Genomic DNA, 22,958 nt, shown 5'->3' with positions numbered 1-22,958 from the left:
CCGCGACAGGTCGCGGCACTACAAGTTTCCCGCCTCCACAAATTCTTTGCCAGACATGCGAAGGTTCGATGCGCGGGCGGCAAAGTTCCATGCGATCATCTAAGGATGCATCAACTAATAGTCGCAATTTTTCGGAAAATTGCGAATGATGGCAGGTGACGGCAAACGCCAAGCATCGCGCGCAGTACGCGATAGCGCACGACGCTGTCGCGACCGCCTATCCGACGTGATCGCTCTTGCGGTATGGCTTGGGCACCCGATGCGGCCTGGACATTCTCTGCTCGATTTCCCAGAACATCCAGACGAAGGCCGCACCCAGACAAATCACGATAATCAGAAATAGCAACGTCATTGCCGGGGCTGTGAGCATGTTCAACATCCCTGATCAGATGCAAACGGCGCATCAGCAAACGGAATAAAAACCACGGCCTCGGTGATGAAAACACCGAGGTCGCGCTATTCATGCCGCTGTGATCTCGCCCTCGAAGTGCTCGACGCTTTCGGGCGTCGGATCCTCGCAGATCCCGGGTAAAGTCTAGAACGAGTTCTCGGAGTTGACTTTGCCTATTTTGCTCCCGTCATGCGACCGGACGTCCCAGGTCAGCCGCATACCTGAACGGGCCGAATGCGCCAGCCATATGGAGTAAGCACACTCCGGCGAACGATGTAGCAGCCGTTATCGCCGTAATAATAGGAATCGTCATAGTAGCCGTAATCATAGTCGTTGTAGTAGCCGTAGGGTCCGTAGAGCCCGTAGCCCAGGCCAAGGCCGACCGCTACCACCGGAAATCTGCGATGCCGGAATCCGGGATGGAAGCCGCCGCGGAAGCGGTTGACGGCGAAGTCGCCGCCGCGAAATCCGGCTGCTGGCAAAGCGGCCGAACGGAAACCGCCGCCAATCGCGGCAGCACGGAAGCCAGGTCCTCCGATCGCGGCAGTGCGGAAGCCAGCTCCGCCCACTCCAATCCCGCCACCGCGGAAGCCCGCGCCACCTATTCCGACCCCGCCACCGCGGAAGCCGCCGCCACCGATTCCGATCGCGCCGCCGCGGAAACCGCCGCCACCCATTCCCATCCCGCCGCCGCGGAAACCGCCGCCACCCATTCCCATCCCGCCGCCACGGAAACCGCCACCGCCACCGCCACCGCCACCAAAACGGGCCGAAGCTGTATCCGGGGCCAGCATGGCGACTGAGGCGGTCACGAAAAAGGCGACCATCATTTTGCGCAACATGACACATCCTCCGTGATCTTGAGTTCGAAGGCTCAACGCTCTCGGCGTCGGATCCTCACAGATCCCGCACCAACCTTAGGACGGGTTCTCTGAGACGGCTGGGCAATTTTGCTCACATCTGCGCGACCCGCGCTCCGGAAGATCAGCAGCCGCGACAAATGCTCTTCACCTTGCGATCGATCATCTTGTTCTCTTCGGAGATTGCGGTGTCGACGTCCTTTTCCGATCTTCCCGATCCCGTGGTTACGCCGCTGCCAGTGTTGGCGCCGCCGCCAGACGACTGCGCCGTGCCGGCGGTGTTGGTCCCAGGCGGAGGTGGAGACGCGCGCCTGGACGTGTTCGCCGCGCCGCTTGGATCTTCACCGGCATTGTTAAGGCCTCCGGGTGCGGCGGGCCCGGGAGGAACGCCGCTGATGCCTTGCGAACCGGCACCGGCAGAGCCCGCGCTCGGCGAGCCGGCGGCGCTACCGCTGCTGCTCCCGGCGGACGATCCGCCCGCGGATCCGCCTGTGCTCTGGGCAAACGAAGCCAGCGGGGATATCAGGATTGTGATTACCGCAACTGAGGCGGCTGCAGATACCAGCTTCATCGGAAATCTCCTTTTTCGGAGCAACGACGGCCCCCGGCCCTTGTTCCTGCCGGAACGATTCCGCCGCCCGATCATTCATTCACATCCGCTCGATGCCCGGAGTGGTCACGCTTGCGCAAATTGATCGCCTTCGACGACGACACGCTCGACAAGCTCACCCAGCTTGCACGCGATCGAATGGGGACGTTTCAGGAACTGGCCGACGAAGCCTTTGCCGACCTGCTCAAGAAGCACGGCATTCCCATCGATCTCAAGGATGCGCTACGAAAGAGTGCGAGGCTTTCCAAGGACGCGACGCCGAAGACGACAAGATCGAAAACCGGAAAGGCGCCATCATGAATTCCGACCCGGACCCTTTCGAGCAAGGCCAGAACGCCGCACGCCAGAAACTCCCGGCGGAAGCCAATCCGTATCAGGATGGCAGCGACGAGCATGCGCTCTGGGCCGCCGGCCATGAAAAAGTCGCCGGCGCCCGCGCGGCAAAGGAAGGCGAAGGCACCTGAACCGGAAAGCAGGCCGGCGTCGTCAGCCGATTTTCTTCAATCCGTTTTTGAAGCGCGGACCGTTGAGCGCGTAGAATTTCGCAGCACTTCCCATCGCCGTCACCTGCTCCGGCGTCAACGTGCGGACCACGCGCGCGGGCGAGCCGATGATCAGGGAATATTCGGGATATTCCTTGCCTTCGGTGATGACCGATCCCGCGCCGACAATGCTGCCGCGACGGATGCGAGCGCCGTTCATCACGATCGAGCCCATCCCGACCAGCGCGTCGTCCTCGAGCGTGCAGCCGTGCAGGATGACATTGTGGCCGACGGTGCAGTTCTTGCCGATCGTCAGTGGAAAGCCGCGGTCGGTGTGGCAGGTGGAATTGTCCTGCACGTTGGAGCCTTCGCCGATCTCGATCCACTCATTGTCGCCGCGCAGCACCGCGCCGAACCACACGCTGGCCGAATTCAGAAGGCGCACCTTGCCGATCACGACGGCGGTATCTGCGATGAAATAGTTTCCGTCTCCAGGGAGTTCAGGCCCCTGTCCGTCGAGTTCGTAGATCGCCATAGCAAAAAGGTCTCCGTCAGAGCGTTTTCGAGCGAAGTGGCTCCCGGTTCGCGTGAAGAAAACGCGTCAAAACAAAAGGCTAGAGCTCCGTTCTGATTCAATCAGAACGGAAATGGCTCTAGCGGAGACCTTGGCACAGCCGCTGGCGCGGGATCAAGCGAGCGGGCCTGAAGCCTCAGGCCAGCACGCCGGTGGCACGCAGCGTCATCAGGAAAAACGTGCCGGACATCAAGCTCCAGAAGCCTGAAAGCACGGTCGCCATCATCACGAATTCGAAGCGGCGGCGCTCGATCTTCGCACCGCGCAACGTGTTGCGCATGATGATGAAGGGTGCGGCGAAAACCAGAAACGGCACGGCCGCAAAGGTCTTCGGCGCCACGCCTTCGCCAAGCAGCCCGAATCCCGCCGGCCGCGCCGCCATCGCCTGATAGCCGCTGGTGAGCGCGCCCGCGAACGCGAAGCCGATGAAAAGGGAGAACAGGGAATTCAACGCATCGGGCGACATGGTGGCAACTTCCCCTACTCGAAAACCGCGCCCTGCTTTCGCAAAATTGGGCGGCGGCCGCCACAGCATCCTTAAGGAAAGGTTAACAACGAACCGCAGGGACCTCGTTTGCGCATGGCTGTCGGGGGCCGGACTCCCGCGAAATCATGAGGAAATCACTCGCTCCATGGCATATTCGCGGGATGATTCGCCTGGCTCTTCCTCGACCTATGCTTCGTTCATGACCTTGCTTTCGACGGCCCAGCACATTGCCCGCGACACCCGCAGGGACCCGCGCTCGCACATGATCCTGATCATGGTCGCGGTAACCATTGCTGCGAGCGCCGTTGCGCTGGTCGCCTATTTGCTGTGGCCGACCTGGGTGGCGCGCCCTGCCAGCGCCCCCGGTCGGTTGCCGGTCAGCGTCGGCGCCACGCTCTTCAACGTGCCGACAGCGGCGATCCGCCGGAAGATCCAGCGCCACTCCGGGCCGCAGGAGCGGGTCGATCTCAGTTTCGTCTTCCCGTCGCTGGAACCGCCGGATGCGCCGAAGCACGTCAGCGCCGATACGATCGAAGAAAAGGTACAGCCGATCGACCGGATCTTCCTGTCGATATCGGCCCACCACGATACGCTGGCGCCGGACGCGCGGGTCCGCACGATCTATCCGCGCTATCTCGAGCAGGCTTCCACGCTGGTGGAAGACGGATTGACGATGCGCACTTTTCGCGACGGCTCGCCTTACGCCAATGAGGACCTGTTCTCCGCCGCTACGCCGAGCCTCAATGCGCGCTGCTCGCGCGACGGCCAGACGCCCGGCATGTGCCTGAGCGAGCGCCGCGTCGACGGCGCCGATCTGACGTTCCGCTTTCCGCGCAGCTGGCTGCCGCAATGGCGCGACGTTGCAAATGCGATGGAGCGGCTGACGGCGCAGATGCAGGGACCGAAGGGCTAGCCGCGGACTCGTAGGGTGGGCAAAGGAGCGTTAGCGACGTGCCCACCATCTATCACCGATCGCGCTTCGAAATGGTGGGCACGCTACGCTTTGCCCACGTTGAGGCGCGAATGCGCGCTCTATCCGACGTCGGCCAGATCTTCCTCGAGGATCGCCATCTGAAACTGGAACGAGCGATCATCGTCCTCGTCATCGACGAACAGCACGCCGATGAACTCCTCGCCGATATAGACTTCGGCAGAGTCGTCCTTTTTCGGCCGCGGCACGACGCGGATCTTGGGATTGCCGAATACGCGCTTGAGATAGGCGTCGAGCTTCCTGACTTCCTGAACGTCCACGGCGGTCTCCAATCGGATTCTTTGAATTTCCGGGAGGTTTTTAGGACGAGACGGCGCAGACTACCAGCCGTAACTTCACAAATACGGCTGCGAGAAAGTGTGGAAAATCAAAGCCCGATCGCGCCGAGCATCTGATCCATGGTGCGCGACGGCTCCGCACAGCCGGCCTCGCCGACGATCTTGGCGGGGACACCGGCCACCGTGACGTTGTGTGGCACCGGCTTGACCACCACCGAGCCCGCGGCGATGCGCGCGCAATGACCGATCTCGATATTTCCGAGAATCTTCGCGCCCGCCCCGATCAGCACGCCGCGCCTGATCTTCGGATGACGGTCCTCGTTCTCCTTGCCGGTACCGCCGAGCGTGACGCCGTGCAGGATCGAAACGTCGTCGTCGATCACGGCAGTCTCGCCGCAGACGAAGCCGGTCGCGTGATCGAGGAAAATACCGCGGCCGATTCTTGCGGCGGGGTTGATGTCGGTCTGAAACACCGCCGACGAGCGGCTCTGCAGATAGTAGGCGAAATCCTTGCGGCCCTTTTGATAGAGCCAGTGCGCCAGCCTGTGTGTCTGCAGCGCGTGAAAACCCTTGAAGTAGAGCAACGGATCGATGAAGCGCGAGGTTGCGGGATCGCGGTCGTAGACTGCGACCAGGTCGGCGCGGAACGCGTTGCCGATATCGGGTTCGTCGCGCAGCGCCTCGTCAAAGGTCTGGCGGATCAAGTCGCCCGACAGCGCCGAATGATCGAGCCGCTCGGCGAGGCGATGCACCACCGAATCTTCCAGGCGCTCGTGATGCAGCACGGTCGAATAGATGAAGGACGCCAGTTCGGGCTCGCGGCGGACGATGTCCTCCGCCTCGCCCCGGACGCGATCCCAGATCGGATCGAGCGCGGCGAGCTTCGATGATTGCGGATTGACCTGATGCACTGCCATGATTGCTCTCGCAAATTCACTGGTTTGGTTGCTATTATAGCACGGCGGGCGGACTTCTGTCCCCGGCAGGCTTCGGCAAAGTAAACCCCCGCCGAATGCCCCCTGGGGTCAGTTCAAGGTGGTCAGCGATTTCGGGAAATCAAGCCGGCCGGCGTCCGACTATTGGTGAATTTCGGCGGACCCGTCATTCGGCAGATGCTGCCCTGATGGGGGAAAGCCACACCAGCACGCAGATATTGCGGGCGCGGACCGCTGCGGATTCGCGGTCGGCCTGGATCGCCGCCATCGCCATCCCGTTGATGTTGCTGGCCCCCGCCCTGTGGAATGGCTATCCCCTGCTCCAGTGGGATACCGGCGGCTACCTGGCGCGGTGGTATGAAGGCTATCTGGTGCCAAGCCGCTCCACGACGTTCGGCCTCTATCTCCATTTCGGCGAGGATTCGAGCTTCTGGATCAACCTCGGGTTCAACGCGCTGGCGACGTTGTGGATCCTGCAGTTGACGCTGCGCGTGCTCGGCCAGTCCCAGCCGTTGCGGCTGCTGGCCATGAGCCTCGTGCTGGTCCTGACCACCTCGCTGCCGTGGCTCGCCAGCACGCTGCTGACCGACATTTTCGCCGGCCTGTCGGTGCTGGCGCTCTTCATGCTGGTAGCGCATGGCGAGCGGACATCGATCCCGGAAAAATGCCTGCTGTTCGGTCTCACCGCTTTCGCCGCCGCGACGCACAGTGCAACGCTCGCGGTGCTGCTGGGCCTGTGCTGCCTCGGCTGGATCGCGCGTCCCTTTCTGCGCGGGCGGATTTCCGTTTCCGGATTGACGCAGGGCAGCCTCACCATCGTCGCTGGAGCTGCGTTATTACTGTCGACCAATTTCGCATTTTCCGGAAAGCTGGCGTGGACGCCCGGCGGTTACGGCGTCGCCTTCGGACGGATGCTGCAGGATGGGATCGTCGCTCAGTACTTGCGCGATCATTGTCCGAAGCAGAATTTCAAGCTCTGCCCCTATCGCGATCAACTGCCCGCCACCGCCGACCAGTTCCTATGGGGCAGCAGCATGTTCAACACGCTCGGCCGCTTTCAGGGACTGAACGACGAGATGAGCTTTATCGTGTTGCATTCGCTCGCGGAGTATCCAGCCTGGCAGGCCAAGGCGGCGCTGACGGCCACGGTGCAGCAACTGGTCCAGGCAGGAACCGGCGAAGGCACCAATGGCTGGCTCGGCCATACCTACGGCATCGTCGAGCGCTTTCTTCCCGCGCAGGTGAAGCCGATGCGCGCGGCGCAGCAGCAGCGCTGGCATTTCGATTTCACCGCAATCAACCGGATTCACGTTCCCGTCGCGCTGGCCTCGATGCTGCTGGCCGCGATCCTGTTCGGCCACGGCGTGCTGCGCCGGCCGCTCGACGATCTCACCTTGCTCGCCGGAACGGTCACGCTCGCCGTGCTCGGCAACGCGTTCATCTGTGCCGTGATATCAGGCCCGCACGATCGTTACGGCGTGCGCATGGCATGGCTTGCGACCACGGTGGTTCTGATCGCGGCGATCCGGCATTTCACCGGTGACGCGCGCGAGCGCTCATTGCCGCCGCGACAGGAAGTCGGTGACGCCGACCTTGTAGACCTTGTCGCCGACGGCGCGCATGTGATCGCGGTTCGGAATGTCGAGCACCTCGGCGCCCGGAATGATTTTCCTGAGCGCCGCGGCTGAGCCCGCGATCTCGTCCCTGGTGCCGACCGCGATCAGGACCGGCACGCCGATCCCGGCGGCCTCCTCCGATGTCATCAGCCGCCGCGAACCGCGCAGGCAGGCCGCAAGCGCGCGGCGGTCGGAGCGGGTCTGGTCGGCGAAAGCGCGAAACGTCCGCCCGACCGGGTCGGTGACGTCCTCCAGCGACGGCGCCTCCAGCGCTATGGCCACGTTCTCACCGGGGCCGCCGCCCTCGATCAGCCCGATCCCGATGCCGCCGAGGATCGCCGAGCGCAGCCGCTGCGGCTGCTCGCGCGCCAGGATCGCCGTCATTCGCGATCCCAGCGAATAGCCCATGATGTCGGCGCGTTCGATTCCCAGATGATCCAGCAGCGCGACGACGTCGCTTGCCATGATCGCAATTTCGTAATCAGCGGAATCGTACAGCTTTTCGGAATCGCCGTGGCCGCGATTGTCGAGCGCGATCACGCGGCGGCCGTCTTTCCTCAGATCGGAAACCCAGGTCGGATAGACCCAATTGACGTTCTTGCTGGAGGCGAAGCCATGCACGAGAACGATCGGATCGCCCTCGCCTTCGTCGAGATAGGCAATTTCGACAGCGCCGTTGTGAAAACTCGGCATCATCAGTTCCATGTTTTGGGGATCGGAATGGGCGATCTTGCAATGACTGCAAGTCTAGCCTTCGAAGTCTAGCCTTGCGCGACAGCGCCCGCCAGAGCCGGGCCGGACGGCGAGCATGCTGCCGCCGCCTGCCGTCTCAATCGCCGCGCCTTCTTGCGACGCAGCCACGCTTCGGTGGCCCGCTCGGTGGTCGCCTTGATCGACGACAGAAAACCGAACAGCGCCAACAGCGCACCGAACAGCCACATCGTCAGATTGAAGGCGCCGGTCGCCAGCAGCAGCGCGCCGCGGCCGAGCACTTTCAGAATCGCGCGGGTCTGGCCGCCCTTGGATTCGGCAAGCCGTGCGGCACGCGCGACGTCTTTCGGCCCTTGCGCGATGCGCAGCGTATCGAGCGCCCCGCGCGTGCCGATCTTTTCGCCGACGCGTCCGACGTCTTTCGCCAGCCGCACCAGCGCACCGGCCTTCTCGGCACGGAACGCCGCCTTGATCGCGGTAATGGTCTCGCCCGGCCGCAGCACCGAGCCCTTCGCGACCGCCTGTTGCAGGACGGGCGCATCGACGACCTCGCGCACCGAACGCCCGGCCCATTGCGTCAGCCCCTCGCCCAGCCGTCCGACCTTGCGGGCTCCCTTGACCATGCTGAGGCCGGCGCGCACCGGGCCGACGCCGCCGACAGACACGTAGGTCGCGGCGGTCACTGCGAGCCCTACCGTCGCCAGGCCCAGCACCAGCCGGTCCACGTCCTCGCCCGTCGCCAGATGCTTGCCCTCGCGCACGACGTCCCTGATATCGCCGTACACGAAGAGATCGCCGGCGACCGTGCCCGACAGGCTCGCGACGTCGTCGGTCCTACCGGTCACCAGACCGGTGGCAAAGCGCTTGGCAAAATGCGAAGCCGAACCCGCGTCGGTAACGGCGTCGCTGACGCGCTTCGACAGTTTGTCGCTGACGAGAATGCCCTTGTCGCGGGCGAGTTCGACGAAACTGTTGGCGAGATCGGAATCACCCTCCGCGAGCGCCGCCTCGATATGGTCGGCGACCAACGACTGATTGCTCCGCAGGGCCGAATTGATGTGGATATCGGACAGCACCGCAGGGTCGTCCTGCGCCGCCAGAATGGCTGTGGCCTCTCGGGCGTGCGGCCACAGCGCCGCGCACACCGCCACGCTGAGCGCCATGCGCCCTAACGCCCCTGCCAGCGTCGAACCGACCCGCAACCGCCTCATCCCAAAAAGCCCAATGTTTTCGTCTTTCTCAAGATGGTATGCCGTTTTTAAGACACAACTGCCCCGACGAAAGAAGGGCTTTTCTCCCACGACAAGATTGTGTCGAATTTGCATGAGCAGATGTGCGGCGGGACCTCCCGAATCGGCTCCAAGAATCGGCTCTAGGAATCATCGGCACCCGCCATTATGGATGGTGCGCGGCATTCGAAATTGCCGCGTCGCGTTGATTGCGTGCGCCCGTCGTTGCTATCCAAGGTGAAACTGATGTCCGACCATGTCGTTCCGCATTTCCATAACGACGCCGGAGTCTCGGTGATCGAAATCGGCTCGCAGGAATTCATGTGCGTGGGCGCCAACCCGCCGTTCGACCATCCGCACGTGTTCCTCGACCTCGGCAACGATAACGAGATCATCTGCCCCTATTGCTCGACGCTGTACCGCTTTGCCGCCGACCTCGCCGCGGGTGAGGCCCGCCCGCCGGAATGCGTCCTGAAGGACAAGGTCGCCTGACCTTTCGGTGGCTGCCGCGCGCACCATCATCGTTGCTGGTGCCGGGATCGGGGGACTGACGGCAGCGCTTTCGCTCGCCGCGAAAGGCTTCCGCGTCATCATTCTGGAGAAGGCCGAACGGCTGGAGGAAGCCGGTGCCGGGCTGCAGCTTTCGCCCAACGCCAGCCGCATCCTGGTCGACCTCGGCCTGCGGTCGCGGCTTGCGCCGCGTGCCGTGACGCCCGAGGCCATCAACATCATGAGTGCGCGGGCGGGTGGCGAGATCGCCCGCCTGCCGCTCGGCGAAGCCGCCAGCCTTCGCGCCGGCGCGCCCTATTGGGTGATGCACCGCGCCGATCTGCAAGGCGCCCTTCAGGCGGAGGTCAACGACCATCCGGACATCGATCTGCGGCTCGGCTGCCAGTTCGAGGACGTGACCTCGCACGCCAAGGGGCTGACCGTGGTCCAGCGCCGCGGCAATGCACGCCAACAGGAACTGGCCGTGGCGCTGATCGGCGCCGATGGCATCTGGTCGGCGGTACGGAACCATTTGTTCCCGGCGGTGCAACCGCAGTTTTCCGGCCTGATCGCCTGGCGCGGAACCCTCGATGCGACGACGCTGCCGCGCGAATATACCGCGCCGCGGGTGCAGCTCTGGATGGGGCCGGACGCGCATCTGGTTGCCTACCCGATCTCGGCGGCGCGGCAGATCAACGTGGTGGCGATCGTGCCGGGAACCTGGAACAGGCCGGGCTGGAGCGCACCCGGCGATGCCAACGAACTCAAGAGCGCGTTCGCCTCGCAGCGCTGGCCCGCGACCGCGCGGATGCTGATCGGCGCCGTCGACGGGTGGCGGCGATGGGCGCTGTTCACCCTGCCCGACATCGGCGAATGGACGGACGGTGCGATCGCGCTGCTCGGCGACGCCGCGCATGCAATGCTGCCGTTTGCCGCGCAGGGCGCGGGAATGGCGATCGAGGACGCCGCCGTGCTCGCCAAATCCTTAAGCGAAAGCCCGGGCGGCAATATCGCGGGCATCCCGGCGACTCTGAAGCATTATGCCCGGCTGCGGCGCGGCCGCGTGCTGCGCGTGCAGCGCGCCGCACGGCAACAGGGGCGCATCTATCATCTCACCGGACCGCTGGCGCTGGCGCGCGACGTCGCCATCAAGGCGATGGGCCCGCAGCGCATGCTGGCGCGGCAGGACTGGATCTATGACTGGCGGGTGTGAATCCGCGGGCTCTACGGCCTCCGGATTACGCTTCGCTCCATCCGGGCTACGATACCTTAATTCGCGCTACGGCTAGCCTTCGAACGGCTGCCCTTGGCAGCGGGAGCCGCGATCGATGGCGGCACCGGCGCTGGCCTGGCTTCCGGTTTCGGTTCCTGGCACCTGTTCTTCTGCCAGGCTTCATCGGCCAGCTTCGACTGTCCGCGCAGCGCAATGTAGTCATTGCGATAGGCCATCTCCGCCACCACGGAGCCGGCAACGCCGGTTTCGGCCTTTGTCATCAGCCCCTGCACCTCCGCGGTGCGGGCGGCAAGGCTCTTGCGCTCGGGCTCGAGCTGTTTGCAATCGTAGAGATCGTACTTGGCGGGGTCGGCGAAGGCCGGGGAAATGGTGTCGCTCATCCCGGCGCAGCCGGACAGGCCGGCCCCGAGCGCAACCAGCGCCAGCGCGGCAAGGCTGTGCGAGAATAACCGGCGATGGGACAGCGAGTTGGGCATCGGACCTTCGTTAAGTGGATTATGTTGAGATTGCCTAAAGCTCGCCGCAGGTAAACACCCCAAGTGTCCGCATTGAGGCTTTGCTTTGGCGGCGCGCTCACTTAAAGGTGGGGGGCGTTTTGGCCAGAGACCATCCCAATTCCACTTCTCCGGAAAACGCGCTAAGTATCTGATCTTCTGAGACTAAGCGGACGTGGCGGAACTGGTAGACGCAAGGGACTTAAAATCCCTCGATGGCAACGTCGTGTGGGTTCGAGTCCCACCGCCCGCACCAGCCTTCGCTCGCAAAGCGAGTGAAGGCTGCCGCGCCGAAGCCGACAGGCGAAGGCGGGCTTTGCCTCCGCGAGCTACGGCTTGGCAAGCCACGCCCTGACGGGCTACGCGTGGCGCAGCCACGCGACGACCGGAAGGTCGGATCCGGCATAGCCTGAGTGAAGCGAAGGCGACGACGGACTGGTGACGTACGGGGGCATATGCCGCAAATCGGTCTTTTCGAAATGCGCCGGCTGGAGATGCTGAGCAACACCATCTTTGGCGTTGCCATGACACTGCTCGCCTATGATTTGCCAAAGGCCTCCAGCTTCAAGCAGGCGCCCGACTGGCACGACCTGATGCGCGTTTATGCGCAACCGGTCATCGCACTGATGATCAGCTTCATCGTCGCCGGCATGTTCTGGTTCAGCCATCACCGCCGGCTCGCGGTTGCGCCGGAAGGCGGCCGAGGCGTGGTGTTTCTCAATCTGTTTTTTCTGCTCTCGATCATCATCCTGCCGGTGACGAACGGACTCTACGGCGCCTACCGGCTCGATGGCGTGCTGGCTGTTCTCTACGGGTTTCACCTGACCATCATCGCCGTGCTGAACGCGGTGCTATGGGTTCTTGCGCTCAGGGGCCGCAGCGATCCGCATTTGCTCACGACAGCGCTGTTTCCGGTGTTCGTGTTCGTCCTCGGGACCGCCGTGGCGTTGGTAGCTCCGCCAATTGCGCAGTTCGTCTGGTGCCTGGCTTTCCTGGCACCGCTGGCGGGCTGGATCGCCGGACGTCGTGCTGGCTAAGCGATGTGGTCTCATCGCGTCGGGGGCCGACGCGAAACCTTCGCCTCGCTGACCGTGAGCAGGCGGCTCGCCTCCTCGGCAATCATCCGCTCCATGTTTTCCTGAAATTCCTTGCGCGGCAAGCCCGGCGCGATCGGCGGCAGAAACGACAGTGTGATGATGCCTGAGTGCATCGTCAGCTTCTTCTTGTCCCAGAACAGGCCGGAATTGCACGCGGCTGGCACGACGGGGACGTCGAGATTGGTGTAGAGCGCAGAGATGCCGGCAGACTGGAACTTCACAGGCTCGTCGATCGCCTGACGCGTGCCTTGCGGAAACAACAGCACCTTGCGCCCCTCGCCGACCGCGCGCCTGGCTTCATCGACCATCTGGCGCAGCGCCTGGCGGCCAGCCGAGCGATCGACCAGGATCATCGGATAGCGCTCCAGAAACCAACCAACGAGCGGGAGCTTCCTCAACTCCTTCTTGGCGACGATGCTGGCGTCCGGAAAGATCACGCAGAGCGCGGCTGTTTCCCACAGCGATTGATGATTGCAGGCGATGATGCAGGGTCCATCGGGAACGTGCTCCCACCCTTCGATGCGATAATCCAGCCCCACCACGTACTTCATCAGAAACAGGATGCCGTTGGCCCATACCTGGGAGACCGCACGCACGGTCGCGCTGCTCGCGTTGAACAGCGACATCAACGGCACCGATAGCGAAACGACGACCGTCAGGATCACTACGGCGGCATCGAATAGTATAGACCTCAGATAATGCAAACGTCCGTCCCTCGGGCCTCTATGCGGCTTCCAATACAGCACTTTTCCCGGGTTGCACAATTCCGGCCACCCCACTGAAATATGTCTCACCACGGATCGGCCCGATTGCCCGTCCAGGATCGCCTCATGCCGGCATCAGAACAAATCGCCATCGCGCCGCATCTCGTCTTCGATGCCATCACCGCCGGCACATCAGGGGCGCCGCTGGTCCTGCTGCTGCACGGCTTTGCGGAATCGATGCATTGCTGGCGCGCCCAGGTCACGGCGCTCGGCGACATGGGCTATCGCGCCATTGCGCCGAGCCAGCGCGGCTATTCACCGGGCGCCCGGCCGGATCCGCGCGAGTTTTCGCGCTATTTGATCGACCGCCTGATGGACGACGCGATGGCGATCGTGGCGGCCGCGGGCTATGGCGAGGCCCGCTTTCATCTCGTGGGCCACGACTGGGGCGGCAGCATCGCCTGGGGCATCGCCGACCGCCACCACGCGCGGCTGGCCTCGCTTACCATTCTCTCGCGGCCGCATCCGAACGCATTCAATCGCGCGCTGACGGCTGACAGCGAGCAGGCCCAACGCTCAAAGCACCACAAGGCGTTTCTGGAACCGGACGCCGCCGATGTCGTGCTGGCCGACGACGCCAAATGGCTGCGCGATCGTCTGACCGCCAATGGCGTCCCTGCCGACGCGATCGAGATGCATCTCGCCGTGCTCGGCAACAAGGAGGCGATGGAAGCGGCGCTCGCGTGGTATCGCGCCCGCGGCGCGATACGCGGGCCACTCGGCCCGATTCGCGTGCCGACGCTTTATATCTGGGGCGACGCCGACGACACCGTCGGCCGCAACGCCGCCGAAGGCACGGTCGATTTCATCGCCGCCCCCTATCGTTTCGAGGTGCTTCCGGGCGTCGGGCATTTTGCGGCGGATCAGGCGCCGGAACGTGTATGCGAATTAATGCTGGAACATCTCGCCGCGCATCCGGCGTAAGCGGAACGCAACACCCGCAAAAATGTTGTCATGCACAAAAAGGAGTATGACGACATGGCCAGCGAACAACCCTCGGACAAGCCTGCCGCAACCGGGCGCAAATCGCCCCCGGATCGGCGGCCCTCCCAGCCACAGCAACCGCAAATCCCCCCGCCGCTGGCGAATGATGGCCCGGAACTGGTGCGGGATAGCCACTGCTGATGTCCACGTTATCACCAGCGTAAGCCGCGACTTGTCCGGCGCAGCCCAACCTGCGGCGGACAACGTCGCTTCGTTCGCATTGACGAGAGAGTGGGTTTGAGAAACCCATCACGCGCTGGCAGCGAATTCCTGATGCCTGCCGGGCGCGGCGTCGAACAATGCCTTGGTGTATTCGTGCTGGGGCGCGGCAAAAACGTCTGCCGTGGCGCCCTGCTCGACAATCACCCCGCGCTGCATGACCGCGATCCGGTCACAGACCTGGGCGGCCACCCTCAAATCATGGGTGATGAACAGCACCGCCAGATTGAACTTGCGGCGCACCTCGTCCAACAGTTTCAGCACCTGATCCTGCACCGAGACGTCGAGTGCTGACACAGGCTCGTCGCCGATCAGCAATTCAGGCTCCATCGCCAGCGCCCGCGCGATGCAGATCCGCTGACGCTGGCCGCCGGAGAACTGATGCGGGAAGCGATCGATCGCAGCCGGCGGCAGATGCACCACGGCCATCAGGTCGCGTGCGCGCTGCAGCGCCTCCTTGCGGCTGAGGCCAAAATTCATCGGCCCCTCGATGATCGCCTCGCCGACCGTCCGGCGCGGATTGAGCGATCGATACGGGTCCTGGAAGATGAACTGAATGCGCCGGCGCATCGGGCGGAATTTTGCTTCCCGCATCGCCGCGATATCGACGCCGTCGATCTTGATGCCGCCGGCTGACGTATCGACCAACCGCGCGACGCAGCGCGCCACCGTCGATTTGCCGGAGCCGGACTCGCCGACGATGCCCAGCGTTTCGCCGCGCCGGATCGTCAGCGAGACGTCCTTGACCGCGGCGACCACGCGCGCCTTCGGCTGGAACAGCGAGCGCTTGCCATAGGTCTTGAAAAGATTTTCGGTCTGCAGAACCACCGGTCCGGTCACCGGCGACCGCTTCGGCGGCGTCATGCTCGGGACCGCGGCCAGCAGCATTCTGGTATAGTCCTCGCGCGGATTCCGCAGCACCTCCTCGCAGGGGCCCTGCTCCACGATCCGGCCCATCTGCATCACCACGACGCGGTCGGCGATCTCGGAGACGACGCCGAAATCATGGGTGATGAACAGCACGCCGGTTTTGGTGCGGCCCTGCATTTCCCGCACGAGCTTGAGTATCTGCGCCTGCGTGGTGACGTCGAGCGCGGTGGTCGGCTCGTCGGCAATCAGCAGCGCGGGGTCGAGCACCAGCGCCGCCGCGATCATGATCCGCTGGCGCTGACCGCCGGAGAGTTGGTGCGGATAGGCATCGATCATCTGTTCGGGTTCGGGCAGATGCACCGCGCGCATGATCTCGAGCACGCGCGCGCGCTGCTCCTTCTGGTCGAGGCTGGTGTGGATCTCCAGCACTTCGCGGATCTGGTCGCCGACCCGCTCGACCGGATTGAGCGCCGTCATCGGCTCCTGGAACACCATGGCCATGCGGGTGCCGCGGATCGCGCGCAATTCGGCGTCGGATTTGGTGAGCAGTTGATCGCCCTGCAGCCGGATCGATCCGCTTTCGACCCGCATCGCCCCCTTCGGCAGCAGGCCCATGACGGCCTGTGCCGTCACCGACTTGCCGGAGCCGGATTCGCCCACCACGCAGACGATCTCGTCGGTACCGACGGTCAGGTTGATGCCCTGCACCGCATGCGTCCTGTCGCCTCCGTTGATGGCGACGGAAAGATTCGAGACTTCGAGGACAGTGTTGCTCACATCACACCCGCTTCGCCATTTTGGGATCGAGCGTATCGCGCAAGCCGTCGCCGAGAACGTTGACGGCAAGGATCGTGAACGCAAGGCACACGCCGGGATAGATGATGTTGTGCGGATACAGGCTGAAGACCTGCCGGCCCTCGGCCATGATGTTGCCCCAGGTCGGCACCTCCGGCGGCACGCCGATGCCGAGGAACGACAGGATGGCCTCGATGAGAATGGCCGAGGCGCAGATGAAGGTGCCCTGCACGATCATGGGCGCAATCGTGTTGGGCAAAACATGCCGCCACAACAATTTCGGAACCGAAGTCCCGAGCGTGACCGCGGCCTCGACATAGGGCTCCTCGCGCACGCTGAGCACGATCGAGCGCACCAGCCGCACGACGCCGGGAATCTGGGGAACGGTGATGGCGATGATGACGGTCAGCACGCTGGAGCGGAACAGCGACACCATGGCAATCGCCAGCAGGATCGCCGGGATCGCCATCAGCCCGTCCATGATCCGCATGATGACGGCGTCGAGAATGCGGAAGAAGCCGGCGAGCAGACCGATGAACAGGCCACAGGCGACGCTGATCAGCGCCACCGTGATGCCGACGAAGAGCGAGACGCGCGCGCCATAGACCACCCGGCTGTAGACGTCACGTCCCAGGCTGTCCGTGCCTAACTTGGCGATCATCTTGATGCGTTCGCCAGTATCCGTCCGCATCGTGATTTCCGCGCCGGGAACCTTGTTTCGTGCGATGGGGCTGATCGCCGTCGGATCGATGGTTCCGACCCAGGGCGCCAATAGTCCCATCAGCAATACGATCGCAAGGACGGCGGTGCCGAACATCACGCCCGGGTTACGCAGCAATTTGCGGTACGCAGCCGGCTTGCCCGGACTGGCCGGCAGTACGGGTTCGAGGATCGTCGTGTCGGCCATCAGTAGCGGATCCTCGGATCGAGCACGGTATAGATCATGTCAACCGCCAGGTTGATCATGACGTAGACGAATGAAAACAGCAGGATGACGGCCTGGATCGTCGGATAGTCGCGCGCCAGCACCGCGTCGACTGTCAGTCGGCCAAGGCCCGGAATCGTGAACACGCTCTCGGTCACGACGACGCCACCAATCAGAAGCGCCACGCCGAGGCCTATCACCGTGACGATCGGCACCGCCGCATTGCGCAGCGCATGACGGAACAACACCTTTTGCTCGGACTGTCCCTTGGCGCGCGCAGTGCGGATGTAATCCTCGGAGAGCACCTCAAGCACGCTGGTACGGGTCATGCGCGCAATCAGCGCGATATAAATCACCGACAAGGTTACGGACGGCAGGATCAGCCGCTGCACCCAGCCGCCAACCCCCTCCGAGATCCGCTGATAGCCCTGCACCGGCAGCCAGTTCAAATAGACCGCGAACAGGTAGATCAGGAGGTAGCCGATCACGAACACGGGCACGGAAAAGCCGAGCACCGAAAAGCCCATCACGATGCGGTCGATCCACGAACCATGCCGGTGCGCCGCCAGCACGCCGAGCGGAACAGCGACAAACACCGCAATCAGGATCGTGAACAGGGCGAGCGACAGGGTCGGCTCGATGCGTTCGCCGATCAGCGCGGCCACGGTCTTCTTGAAGAAGAAACTCTCGCCGAAATCGCCGGTCAGCACCCTGGCGGACCAGATGAAGAATTGCTCGATCATCGGCCGGTCGAGACCGAGTTGGCTGCGGATCTGCGCCACCTGTTCGGTGGTGGCATTGTCGCCAGCGATGACTGCCGCCGGGTCGGACGGGGTCAGCCGCAGCATAAGGAAGATGAAGACCGCGACCACCAGTATCACGGGGACCGTGCCGAGCAATCGCCGGAAGAAGTAGCCATACATAGGTCGATCCCCGAAACGAAACGGGCGGCTGGAAGCCGCCCGCTTCCTTCACATCACTTCGTGACTTCGATGTTCCAATGCACCGGGACCGGCGCCATCAAGAGCCCCTTGACGTTCTTGCGAACAGCAATCGGTGTAATGTACTCGCCGACCGGGATCATGGCCGTGATCTCGATATTGCGCTTCTGGACCGCTTCCGCGATCTCCTTTTGCTTCGCCAGATCGGTTGAGCGCGCAAATTCGTCGCGCAGCTTCTCCATCTCCGGGTCGCATGGCCATCCGAACGATGCCTTGTCGCACCCTGAATTCACATAGGCGGCGGAAACCGGGTTCATCACGTCGGCCGTGATCCAGGCCGTCAGGAAGGCATTCCAGCCACCGGCGCTCGGTGGATCCTTCTTGGCACGGCGCGCAACCAGGGTCTGCCAGTCCATCGACTGCATGTCGACCTTGAAGCCGGCCTTTTCCATCAGTGATTTCGCCACCGGCGCGAGGTTGGTCAGAACCTTCAGGTCGGTGGAGTGCATCAGCAGCACGGGCGTGCCGTCATAGCCCGCTTCCTTCAGGAGTTCCTGCGCCTTCTTGGCGTTCGAGGTGAGAATGGCATCCGTTCCCTTGGTCGTCCCGAACGGGGAGTCGCAGACGAACAGCGCCTTGCACGCCTTGATGTAATTCTCGTCACCGATGGTCGCCATCAGGAAGTCTTCCTGATTGAAGGCGTACCACAGCGCCTGGCGGACCTTCGGGTTGTCGAACGGCTTGTGCAGGTGGTTCGGACGGAAGACGTACTGCGCCTTGATTTGCGGCACCTCGACGATTGAGATGTTGGTATCCTTCTTCAAGGTGCCCAGGAGATCGTGGCTGGGCTGCTCGATGTAGTCGATCTCGCCCTTTTGCAGCGCGTTGACCGCTTGCTGCGCGTCGGAAATGGCGCGCCACTCGATGCGATCCACCTTAGCGACCTTGCCGCCGGCAAGACCCGAGGCCGGCTCGGCGCGCGGCTTGTACTTGTCGAACTTGACGTAGACGGTCTTGTCGCCCGGTTTCCACTCATCCTTGACGAAGACGAAGGGTCCCGATCCTGTAAAATCCTCGATCTGCTTGTTGGGATCGGTTTCCGCGACGCGCTTCGGCATCATGAAGGGCACGTTCGACGAGGGTTTCGACAGGCCGAGCAGTACGAGGCCTGTCGGCTCCTTGAGCTTGATGGTGAAAGTCTTGGCATCGACCGCATCGATGGAGTCAACGAAGCTCATCATCTTCTGACCGAGCGAGTCCTTGACCGCCCAACGCTTGATCGAGGCGATGCAGTCTTCCGACGTAACCGGCTTGCCGTCATGCCACAGCAGGCCGTCGCGGAGCGTGAAGGTGTAGCCCTTGCCGTCAGCCGCGGCTTCGTACTTCTCCACCATCTGCGGCTTGACCGCGCCCTTTTCATCCTGCGCGAGCAGCGTGTCGTAGATCATGTAGCCGTGGTTGCGGACGATGTAGGCCGTGGTCCAGATCGGATCCAGGATCTTCAGATCCGAGTGCATGACGGCGCGCAACGTGGTCTGTGCCAGCGCAGGCGCTGCCGCAACAACCATCAGGCTGCCGACGCACGTCGCAGCAAGAATTACTTTTCTGAACGCATTCATTCCTTCGTCTCCGTTGTCGTCTTAACGCCCGAACGCCTATTGTTCAGGCCCCTGCCCAATTTCTCACCGGACTATAGGGTCGATATTCAGCTTCACAACACCCTTTTGACCCCGACGACACTGGTGACGCCGGCGCTCAGGCAGAAATCAGGACAGCCCTCCGGACAGGTTCTTTCGCGGCCGGATTACGCCTGCCACCGGATAGATTGCAGTCCCGGTTCAGCTTCGCCAACGCGCCTCCCCAAAAGTCTACAATCAAGAATGATGCCAGAATTACCGTTGCCCCTGCCTCGCGCCGGGAAGGTCCGAACGTGCCATGTTTTCCCTTTACAAATCCGCCGCCGATCCTTCTCGTAAAGGGCCCACACCGAAACCAAACATTCCGGCCTAACCGGGAGGACCCATCATGAATCCTGCCAACCTTCCCTTCGATTCCGAGACCATGCTGCAGGGTTTGCGGGCCTGGGTAGAATGCGAAAGCCCCACCTGGGATTCGCGTGCGGTCGATCGCATGCTCGATCTTGCGGCGCGCGAAATGGCCATCATGGGTGCGACCATCGAACGCATCGCCGGACGGCAGGGTTTTGCCGGCTGCGTCCGCGCGCGCTTCCCTCACCCGAAGCAGGGCGAGCCCGGTATTCTGATCGCCGGCCATCTCGATACCGTCCATCCCGTCGGCACGCTGGAAAAGCTGGCGTGGCGGCGCGAAGGCAACAAATGCTACGGCCCGGGCATCTTCGACATGAAGGGCGGCAACTACCTCACCCTCGAAGCCATCCGGCAACTGGCCCGCGCCGCGTTCACGACGCCGCTGCCGATCACCGTGCTGTTCACGCCGGACGAAGAGGTCGGCACGCCGTCGACCCGTGACCTCATCGAGGCCGAAGCCGCCCGCAACAAATATGTGCTGGTGCCGGAGCCCGGCCGCACCAACAACGGCGTGGTGACCGGACGATACGCCATTGCCCGCTTCAATCTCGAAGCCGTCGGCAAGCCGAGCCATGCCGGCGCCACGCTCTCCGCCGGCCGTTCCGCGATCCGCGAAATGGCACGCCAGATTATCACTATCGACGGCATGACGACCGAAGATTGCACCTTCTCGGTCGGCATCGTGCACGGCGGCCAATGGGTCAATTGCGTTGCCACTACCTGCACCGGCGAGGCGCTCAGCATGGCCAAGCGACAGGCCGACCTCGATCGCGGCGTCGAACGGATGCTCGCGCTTTCCGGGAGCAGCAATGATGTCACGTTCAAGGTCACCCGTGGTGTGACCCGGCCGGTGTGGGAACCGGATGCCGGCACGATGGCGCTCTACGAGCAGGCCCGCAACGTGGCCCGGCAAATGGGCGTCGAACTCCCGCATGGCAGCGCCGGTGGCGGCTCCGACGGTAATTTTACGGGCGCGATGGGCATCCCCACCCTCGATGGCTTGGGTGTTCGCGGCGCCGACGCTCACACGCTTAACGAACATATCGAGGTCGACAGCCTCGCCGAGCGTGGCCGTTTGATGGCCGGATTGCTGGCGACGCTGACGTGATCTAACGCACCGCCGGTGTTGTCATTCCGGGGCGCGAAGCGAACCTCAGATGCGCAATTGCGCATCGGGGAATCTCGAGATTCTCAGGGGCGCAAGGGGCGCCCCTTAGTTCGATGCTTCGCATCGCCCCGGAATGACGGAGCAAGCTTCGTCGCCTCGCTCATCACAGCGACAGGGCCTAGACAATTACTAACGCCCACGCGGCATGCAAAACGGAATTGCTTCGCAGCTTGCGCTTGCCACGATGTCACGCTTAACGTCCTCCCAACGAAAAGCATTGACCGAGAGACTTAATGACCCGCATCGCCGTTGGCGCCTTTCTGCACGAGACCAACACCTTCGCGCCGACCAAGGCGACCTATGAGGATTTCGTCCATGGCGGGGGCTGGCCGTCGATGGCGCACGGCGTCGACGTGCTCAAGGTCATGCGCAACATCAATGTCGGCCTGGCCGGCTTCGTCGAGGCGGCCGAGGCCAATGGCTGGGAGCTGGTCCCGACGATCTCGGCGGCTGCGGTCCCATCGGCGCATGTCACCAACGATGCCTTCGAACGCATCATGAAGGAGATGGTCGACGGCATCGCTGCGGCAGGATCCATCGATGCCGTCTATCTCGATCTGCACGGCGCCATGGTAACCGAACATTACGACGACGGTGAAGGCGAAACGCTTGCCCGCGTGCGCAAGGTGATCGGCAAGGACCTGCCGCTGGTCGTGAGCCTCGACCTCCATGCCAACGTCTCGCCCGAGATGATGGAGCATGCCGATGCACTCATTGCCTACCGCACCTATCCCCACATCGACATGGCCGACACCGGCCGCGCCTGTGCAAGACACCTCGCGCTGATGCTGAAGACGAAAGCACGTTTTGCAAAAGCGTTCCGGCAATTGCCGTTCCTGATCCCGATCTCCTGGCAATGCACCAACGACCAGCCGACCAAGGGCATCTATCAGAATCTTGCGGCCCTGGAGAGTGACGCAGTGCCGACCCTGTCGTTCGCGCCGGGCTTCCCGGCGGCGGACTTCAGGGATTGCGGGCCGAGCGTGTTTGCCTACGGCCGGACGCAGGCCGATGCGGATGCCGCAGCCGACAAACTGGTGGCGCTGGTCGAGAGCCACGAGGACGATTTCGACGGCCGCATCTATTCACCCGACGATGGCGTGCGCCTCGCGATGGAACTGGCGAAATCGGCAAGCAAGCCGATCGTCATCGCCGACACCCAGGACAATCCCGGCGCCGGCGGTGATTCCGACACCACGGGCATGCTGCGCGCGCTGGTACGCAACAAGGCCTCCGGCGCCACCGGCGTAATCTACGATCCGGAGTCGGCTATCGCTGCGCATGCGGTCGGCGTCGGCGCCACGGTTACGCTGGATCTCGGCGGCAAGTCCGGCATTCCCGGCGACGCGCCGTACAGGGAAACTTTCGTCGTCGAAAAACTGTCCGACGGCAAATTCGTGGCGTCCGGCCCCTATTATCGCGGACGCGACATGGATATGGGACTGTCCGCCTGCCTGCGCATCGGTGACGTCCGCGTGGTCGTCGGCTCCCACAAGGCGCAGCTCGCGGACCAGTCGATGTACCGCTATGTCGGCATCGAGCCGACCGAACAGAAAATCCTGGTCAACAAGAGCTCGGTGCATTTCCGCGCCGATTTCGAACCGATCGCCGAAAAGCTTTTAATCTGCGCCGCGCCCGGCGCGATGCCGGCCGATACGGCGACATTACCCTGGACGCGGCTGCGTCCGGGCATCCGCATCAAGCCGAACGGCCCCGCCTTCACCCCATCCGTTCAATCTCGCTCAACATCTCCAGTCACGGGATAA

The 22,958-nt window shown here is 63.3% G+C and carries 25 protein-coding genes, 1 tRNA gene and 1 pseudogene; 13 read left to right on the top strand and 14 right to left on the bottom strand.

Annotated features, from left to right (window positions below):
- Positions 1-110: 110 nt before the first annotated feature.
- Both C7G61_RS44705 and C7G61_RS47235 read right to left on the bottom strand, forming a co-directional pair.
- Positions 111-464, bottom strand: a complete 354-nt coding sequence (locus C7G61_RS44705; protein ID WP_190241868.1) for a hypothetical protein — start codon at positions 462-464, stop codon at positions 111-113.
- 136 nt (positions 465-600) lie between these two features.
- On the bottom strand, positions 601-783 hold the full coding sequence (locus tag C7G61_RS47235; RefSeq protein ID WP_338026091.1) for a hypothetical protein: 183 nt from the start codon (positions 781-783) through the stop codon (positions 601-603).
- Positions 784-795: 12 nt separating this feature from the next.
- Between C7G61_RS47235 and C7G61_RS47230 the strand changes: the two genes are divergently transcribed.
- The 4 genes from C7G61_RS47230 (at position 796) to C7G61_RS44695 (ending at position 2,325) form a co-directional block, all read left to right on the top strand.
- Positions 796-1,194, top strand: a complete 399-nt coding sequence (locus tag C7G61_RS47230; protein WP_338026090.1) for a prolipoprotein diacylglyceryl transferase — start codon at positions 796-798, stop codon at positions 1,192-1,194.
- Between the two features lie 197 nt (positions 1,195-1,391).
- A complete protein-coding gene (locus tag C7G61_RS44700; protein ID WP_190241866.1) occupies positions 1,392-1,946 on the top strand; it encodes a hypothetical protein in 555 nt (184 codons plus the stop codon).
- Entirely contained in the window at positions 1,934-2,161 is a 228-nt protein-coding gene (locus C7G61_RS18265) for a hypothetical protein (RefSeq protein WP_108516731.1), read from the top strand. The genes C7G61_RS44700 and C7G61_RS18265 overlap by 13 nt, the downstream gene beginning before the upstream one ends.
- Positions 2,158-2,325, top strand: a complete 168-nt coding sequence (locus tag C7G61_RS44695) for a hypothetical protein (protein ID WP_190241865.1) — start codon at positions 2,158-2,160, stop codon at positions 2,323-2,325. Before C7G61_RS18265 ends, C7G61_RS44695 begins: the two co-directional genes overlap by 4 nt.
- A gap of 22 nt (positions 2,326-2,347) precedes the next feature.
- Here C7G61_RS44695 and C7G61_RS18260 read toward each other — a convergent pair whose 3' ends face one another.
- A complete protein-coding gene (locus C7G61_RS18260) occupies positions 2,348-2,878 on the bottom strand; it encodes a gamma carbonic anhydrase family protein (RefSeq protein WP_108516728.1) in 531 nt (176 codons plus the stop codon).
- Positions 2,879-3,053: 175 nt separating this feature from the next.
- Complete coding sequence (locus C7G61_RS18255; RefSeq protein ID WP_108516726.1) at positions 3,054-3,383, bottom strand: DUF6949 family protein; 330 nt, start codon at positions 3,381-3,383, stop codon at positions 3,054-3,056.
- Positions 3,384-3,549: 166 nt separating this feature from the next.
- On the opposite strand from C7G61_RS18255, the gene C7G61_RS18250 reads away from it, so the two are divergent.
- On the top strand, positions 3,550-4,317 hold the full coding sequence (locus C7G61_RS18250) for a hypothetical protein (protein WP_420836769.1): 768 nt from the start codon (positions 3,550-3,552) through the stop codon (positions 4,315-4,317).
- Between the two features lie 119 nt (positions 4,318-4,436).
- Here C7G61_RS18250 and C7G61_RS18245 read toward each other — a convergent pair whose 3' ends face one another.
- A complete protein-coding gene (locus C7G61_RS18245; protein WP_025590201.1) occupies positions 4,437-4,655 on the bottom strand; it encodes a DUF3126 family protein in 219 nt (72 codons plus the stop codon).
- A gap of 107 nt (positions 4,656-4,762) precedes the next feature.
- Positions 4,763-5,590 carry a serine O-acetyltransferase gene (cysE, locus tag C7G61_RS18240; protein WP_108516723.1) on the bottom strand — a complete coding sequence of 276 codons (828 nt, stop codon included), beginning with the start codon at positions 5,588-5,590 and terminating at the stop codon, positions 4,763-4,765.
- 206 nt (positions 5,591-5,796) lie between these two features.
- On the opposite strand from cysE, the pseudogene C7G61_RS18235 reads away from it, so the two are divergent.
- Positions 5,797-7,152 (top strand): annotated as a pseudogene (locus C7G61_RS18235) (hypothetical protein); the annotation flags it as partial.
- A 12-nt stretch (positions 7,153-7,164) separates the two neighbouring features.
- On the opposite strand, the gene C7G61_RS18230 reads toward C7G61_RS18235, so the two are convergent.
- Entirely contained in the window at positions 7,165-7,917 is a 753-nt protein-coding gene (locus C7G61_RS18230; protein ID WP_108516935.1) for an alpha/beta fold hydrolase, read from the bottom strand.
- Between the two features lie 68 nt (positions 7,918-7,985).
- Positions 7,986-9,146, bottom strand: coding sequence for a hypothetical protein (locus tag C7G61_RS18225; RefSeq protein ID WP_108516720.1), 1,161 nt, complete (start codon positions 9,144-9,146; stop codon positions 7,986-7,988).
- A 264-nt stretch (positions 9,147-9,410) separates the two neighbouring features.
- On the opposite strand from C7G61_RS18225, the gene C7G61_RS18220 reads away from it, so the two are divergent.
- Positions 9,411-9,656: a zinc-finger domain-containing protein gene (locus tag C7G61_RS18220; protein WP_025590194.1), complete on the top strand. Its 246-nt coding sequence runs from the start codon at positions 9,411-9,413 to the stop codon at positions 9,654-9,656.
- Between the two features lie 7 nt (positions 9,657-9,663).
- Complete coding sequence (locus tag C7G61_RS18215) at positions 9,664-10,866, top strand: FAD-dependent monooxygenase (RefSeq protein ID WP_108516717.1); 1,203 nt, start codon at positions 9,664-9,666, stop codon at positions 10,864-10,866.
- Positions 10,867-10,922: 56 nt separating this feature from the next.
- Here C7G61_RS18215 and C7G61_RS18210 read toward each other — a convergent pair whose 3' ends face one another.
- Positions 10,923-11,363: a twin-arginine translocation pathway signal gene (locus tag C7G61_RS18210; RefSeq protein WP_244608341.1), complete on the bottom strand. Its 441-nt coding sequence runs from the start codon at positions 11,361-11,363 to the stop codon at positions 10,923-10,925.
- 187 nt (positions 11,364-11,550) lie between these two features.
- Between C7G61_RS18210 and C7G61_RS18205 the strand changes: the two genes are divergently transcribed.
- Positions 11,551-11,637, top strand: a tRNA-Leu gene (locus C7G61_RS18205).
- Between the two features lie 199 nt (positions 11,638-11,836).
- Positions 11,837-12,418 carry a TMEM175 family protein gene (locus C7G61_RS18200; RefSeq protein ID WP_108516714.1) on the top strand — a complete coding sequence of 194 codons (582 nt, stop codon included), beginning with the start codon at positions 11,837-11,839 and terminating at the stop codon, positions 12,416-12,418.
- A gap of 11 nt (positions 12,419-12,429) precedes the next feature.
- On the opposite strand, the gene C7G61_RS18195 is transcribed toward C7G61_RS18200, so the two are convergent.
- Entirely contained in the window at positions 12,430-13,182 is a 753-nt protein-coding gene (locus C7G61_RS18195; RefSeq protein WP_145963642.1) for a lysophospholipid acyltransferase family protein, read from the bottom strand.
- Positions 13,183-13,308: 126 nt separating this feature from the next.
- On the opposite strand from C7G61_RS18195, the gene C7G61_RS18190 reads away from it, so the two are divergent.
- Positions 13,309-14,166, top strand: a complete 858-nt coding sequence (locus tag C7G61_RS18190) for an alpha/beta fold hydrolase (RefSeq protein ID WP_190241864.1) — start codon at positions 13,309-13,311, stop codon at positions 14,164-14,166.
- 309 nt (positions 14,167-14,475) lie between these two features.
- Here C7G61_RS18190 and C7G61_RS18185 read toward each other — a convergent pair whose 3' ends face one another.
- Genes C7G61_RS18185 through C7G61_RS18170 form a run of 4 tightly spaced genes read right to left on the bottom strand, consistent with a single transcriptional unit; the run spans position 14,476 to position 19,595 of the window.
- Entirely contained in the window at positions 14,476-16,092 is a 1,617-nt protein-coding gene (locus C7G61_RS18185) for an ABC transporter ATP-binding protein (protein WP_108516708.1), read from the bottom strand.
- Position 16,093: 1 nt separating this feature from the next.
- On the bottom strand, positions 16,094-17,017 hold the full coding sequence (locus C7G61_RS18180; RefSeq protein WP_108516706.1) for an ABC transporter permease: 924 nt from the start codon (positions 17,015-17,017) through the stop codon (positions 16,094-16,096).
- On the bottom strand, positions 17,017-17,958 hold the full coding sequence (locus C7G61_RS18175; RefSeq protein WP_108516703.1) for an ABC transporter permease: 942 nt from the start codon (positions 17,956-17,958) through the stop codon (positions 17,017-17,019). Before C7G61_RS18175 ends, C7G61_RS18180 begins: the two co-directional genes overlap by 1 nt.
- Before the next feature lie 53 nt (positions 17,959-18,011).
- Entirely contained in the window at positions 18,012-19,595 is a 1,584-nt protein-coding gene (locus tag C7G61_RS18170; protein ID WP_108516701.1) for an ABC transporter substrate-binding protein, read from the bottom strand.
- A gap of 406 nt (positions 19,596-20,001) precedes the next feature.
- On the opposite strand from C7G61_RS18170, the gene C7G61_RS18165 reads away from it, so the two are divergent.
- Positions 20,002-21,132, top strand: coding sequence for a M20/M25/M40 family metallo-hydrolase (locus C7G61_RS18165; protein WP_108516698.1), 1,131 nt, complete (start codon positions 20,002-20,004; stop codon positions 21,130-21,132).
- A 293-nt stretch (positions 21,133-21,425) separates the two neighbouring features.
- On the top strand, positions 21,426-22,958 hold the full coding sequence (locus C7G61_RS18160) for a M81 family metallopeptidase (RefSeq protein WP_108516696.1): 1,533 nt from the start codon (positions 21,426-21,428) through the stop codon (positions 22,956-22,958).

Source organism: Bradyrhizobium algeriense, from assembly GCF_003062295.1.
GTDB lineage: Bacteria > Pseudomonadota > Alphaproteobacteria > Rhizobiales > Xanthobacteraceae > Bradyrhizobium > Bradyrhizobium algeriense.
This window is presented reverse-complemented; position numbering and strand designations above follow the sequence as displayed.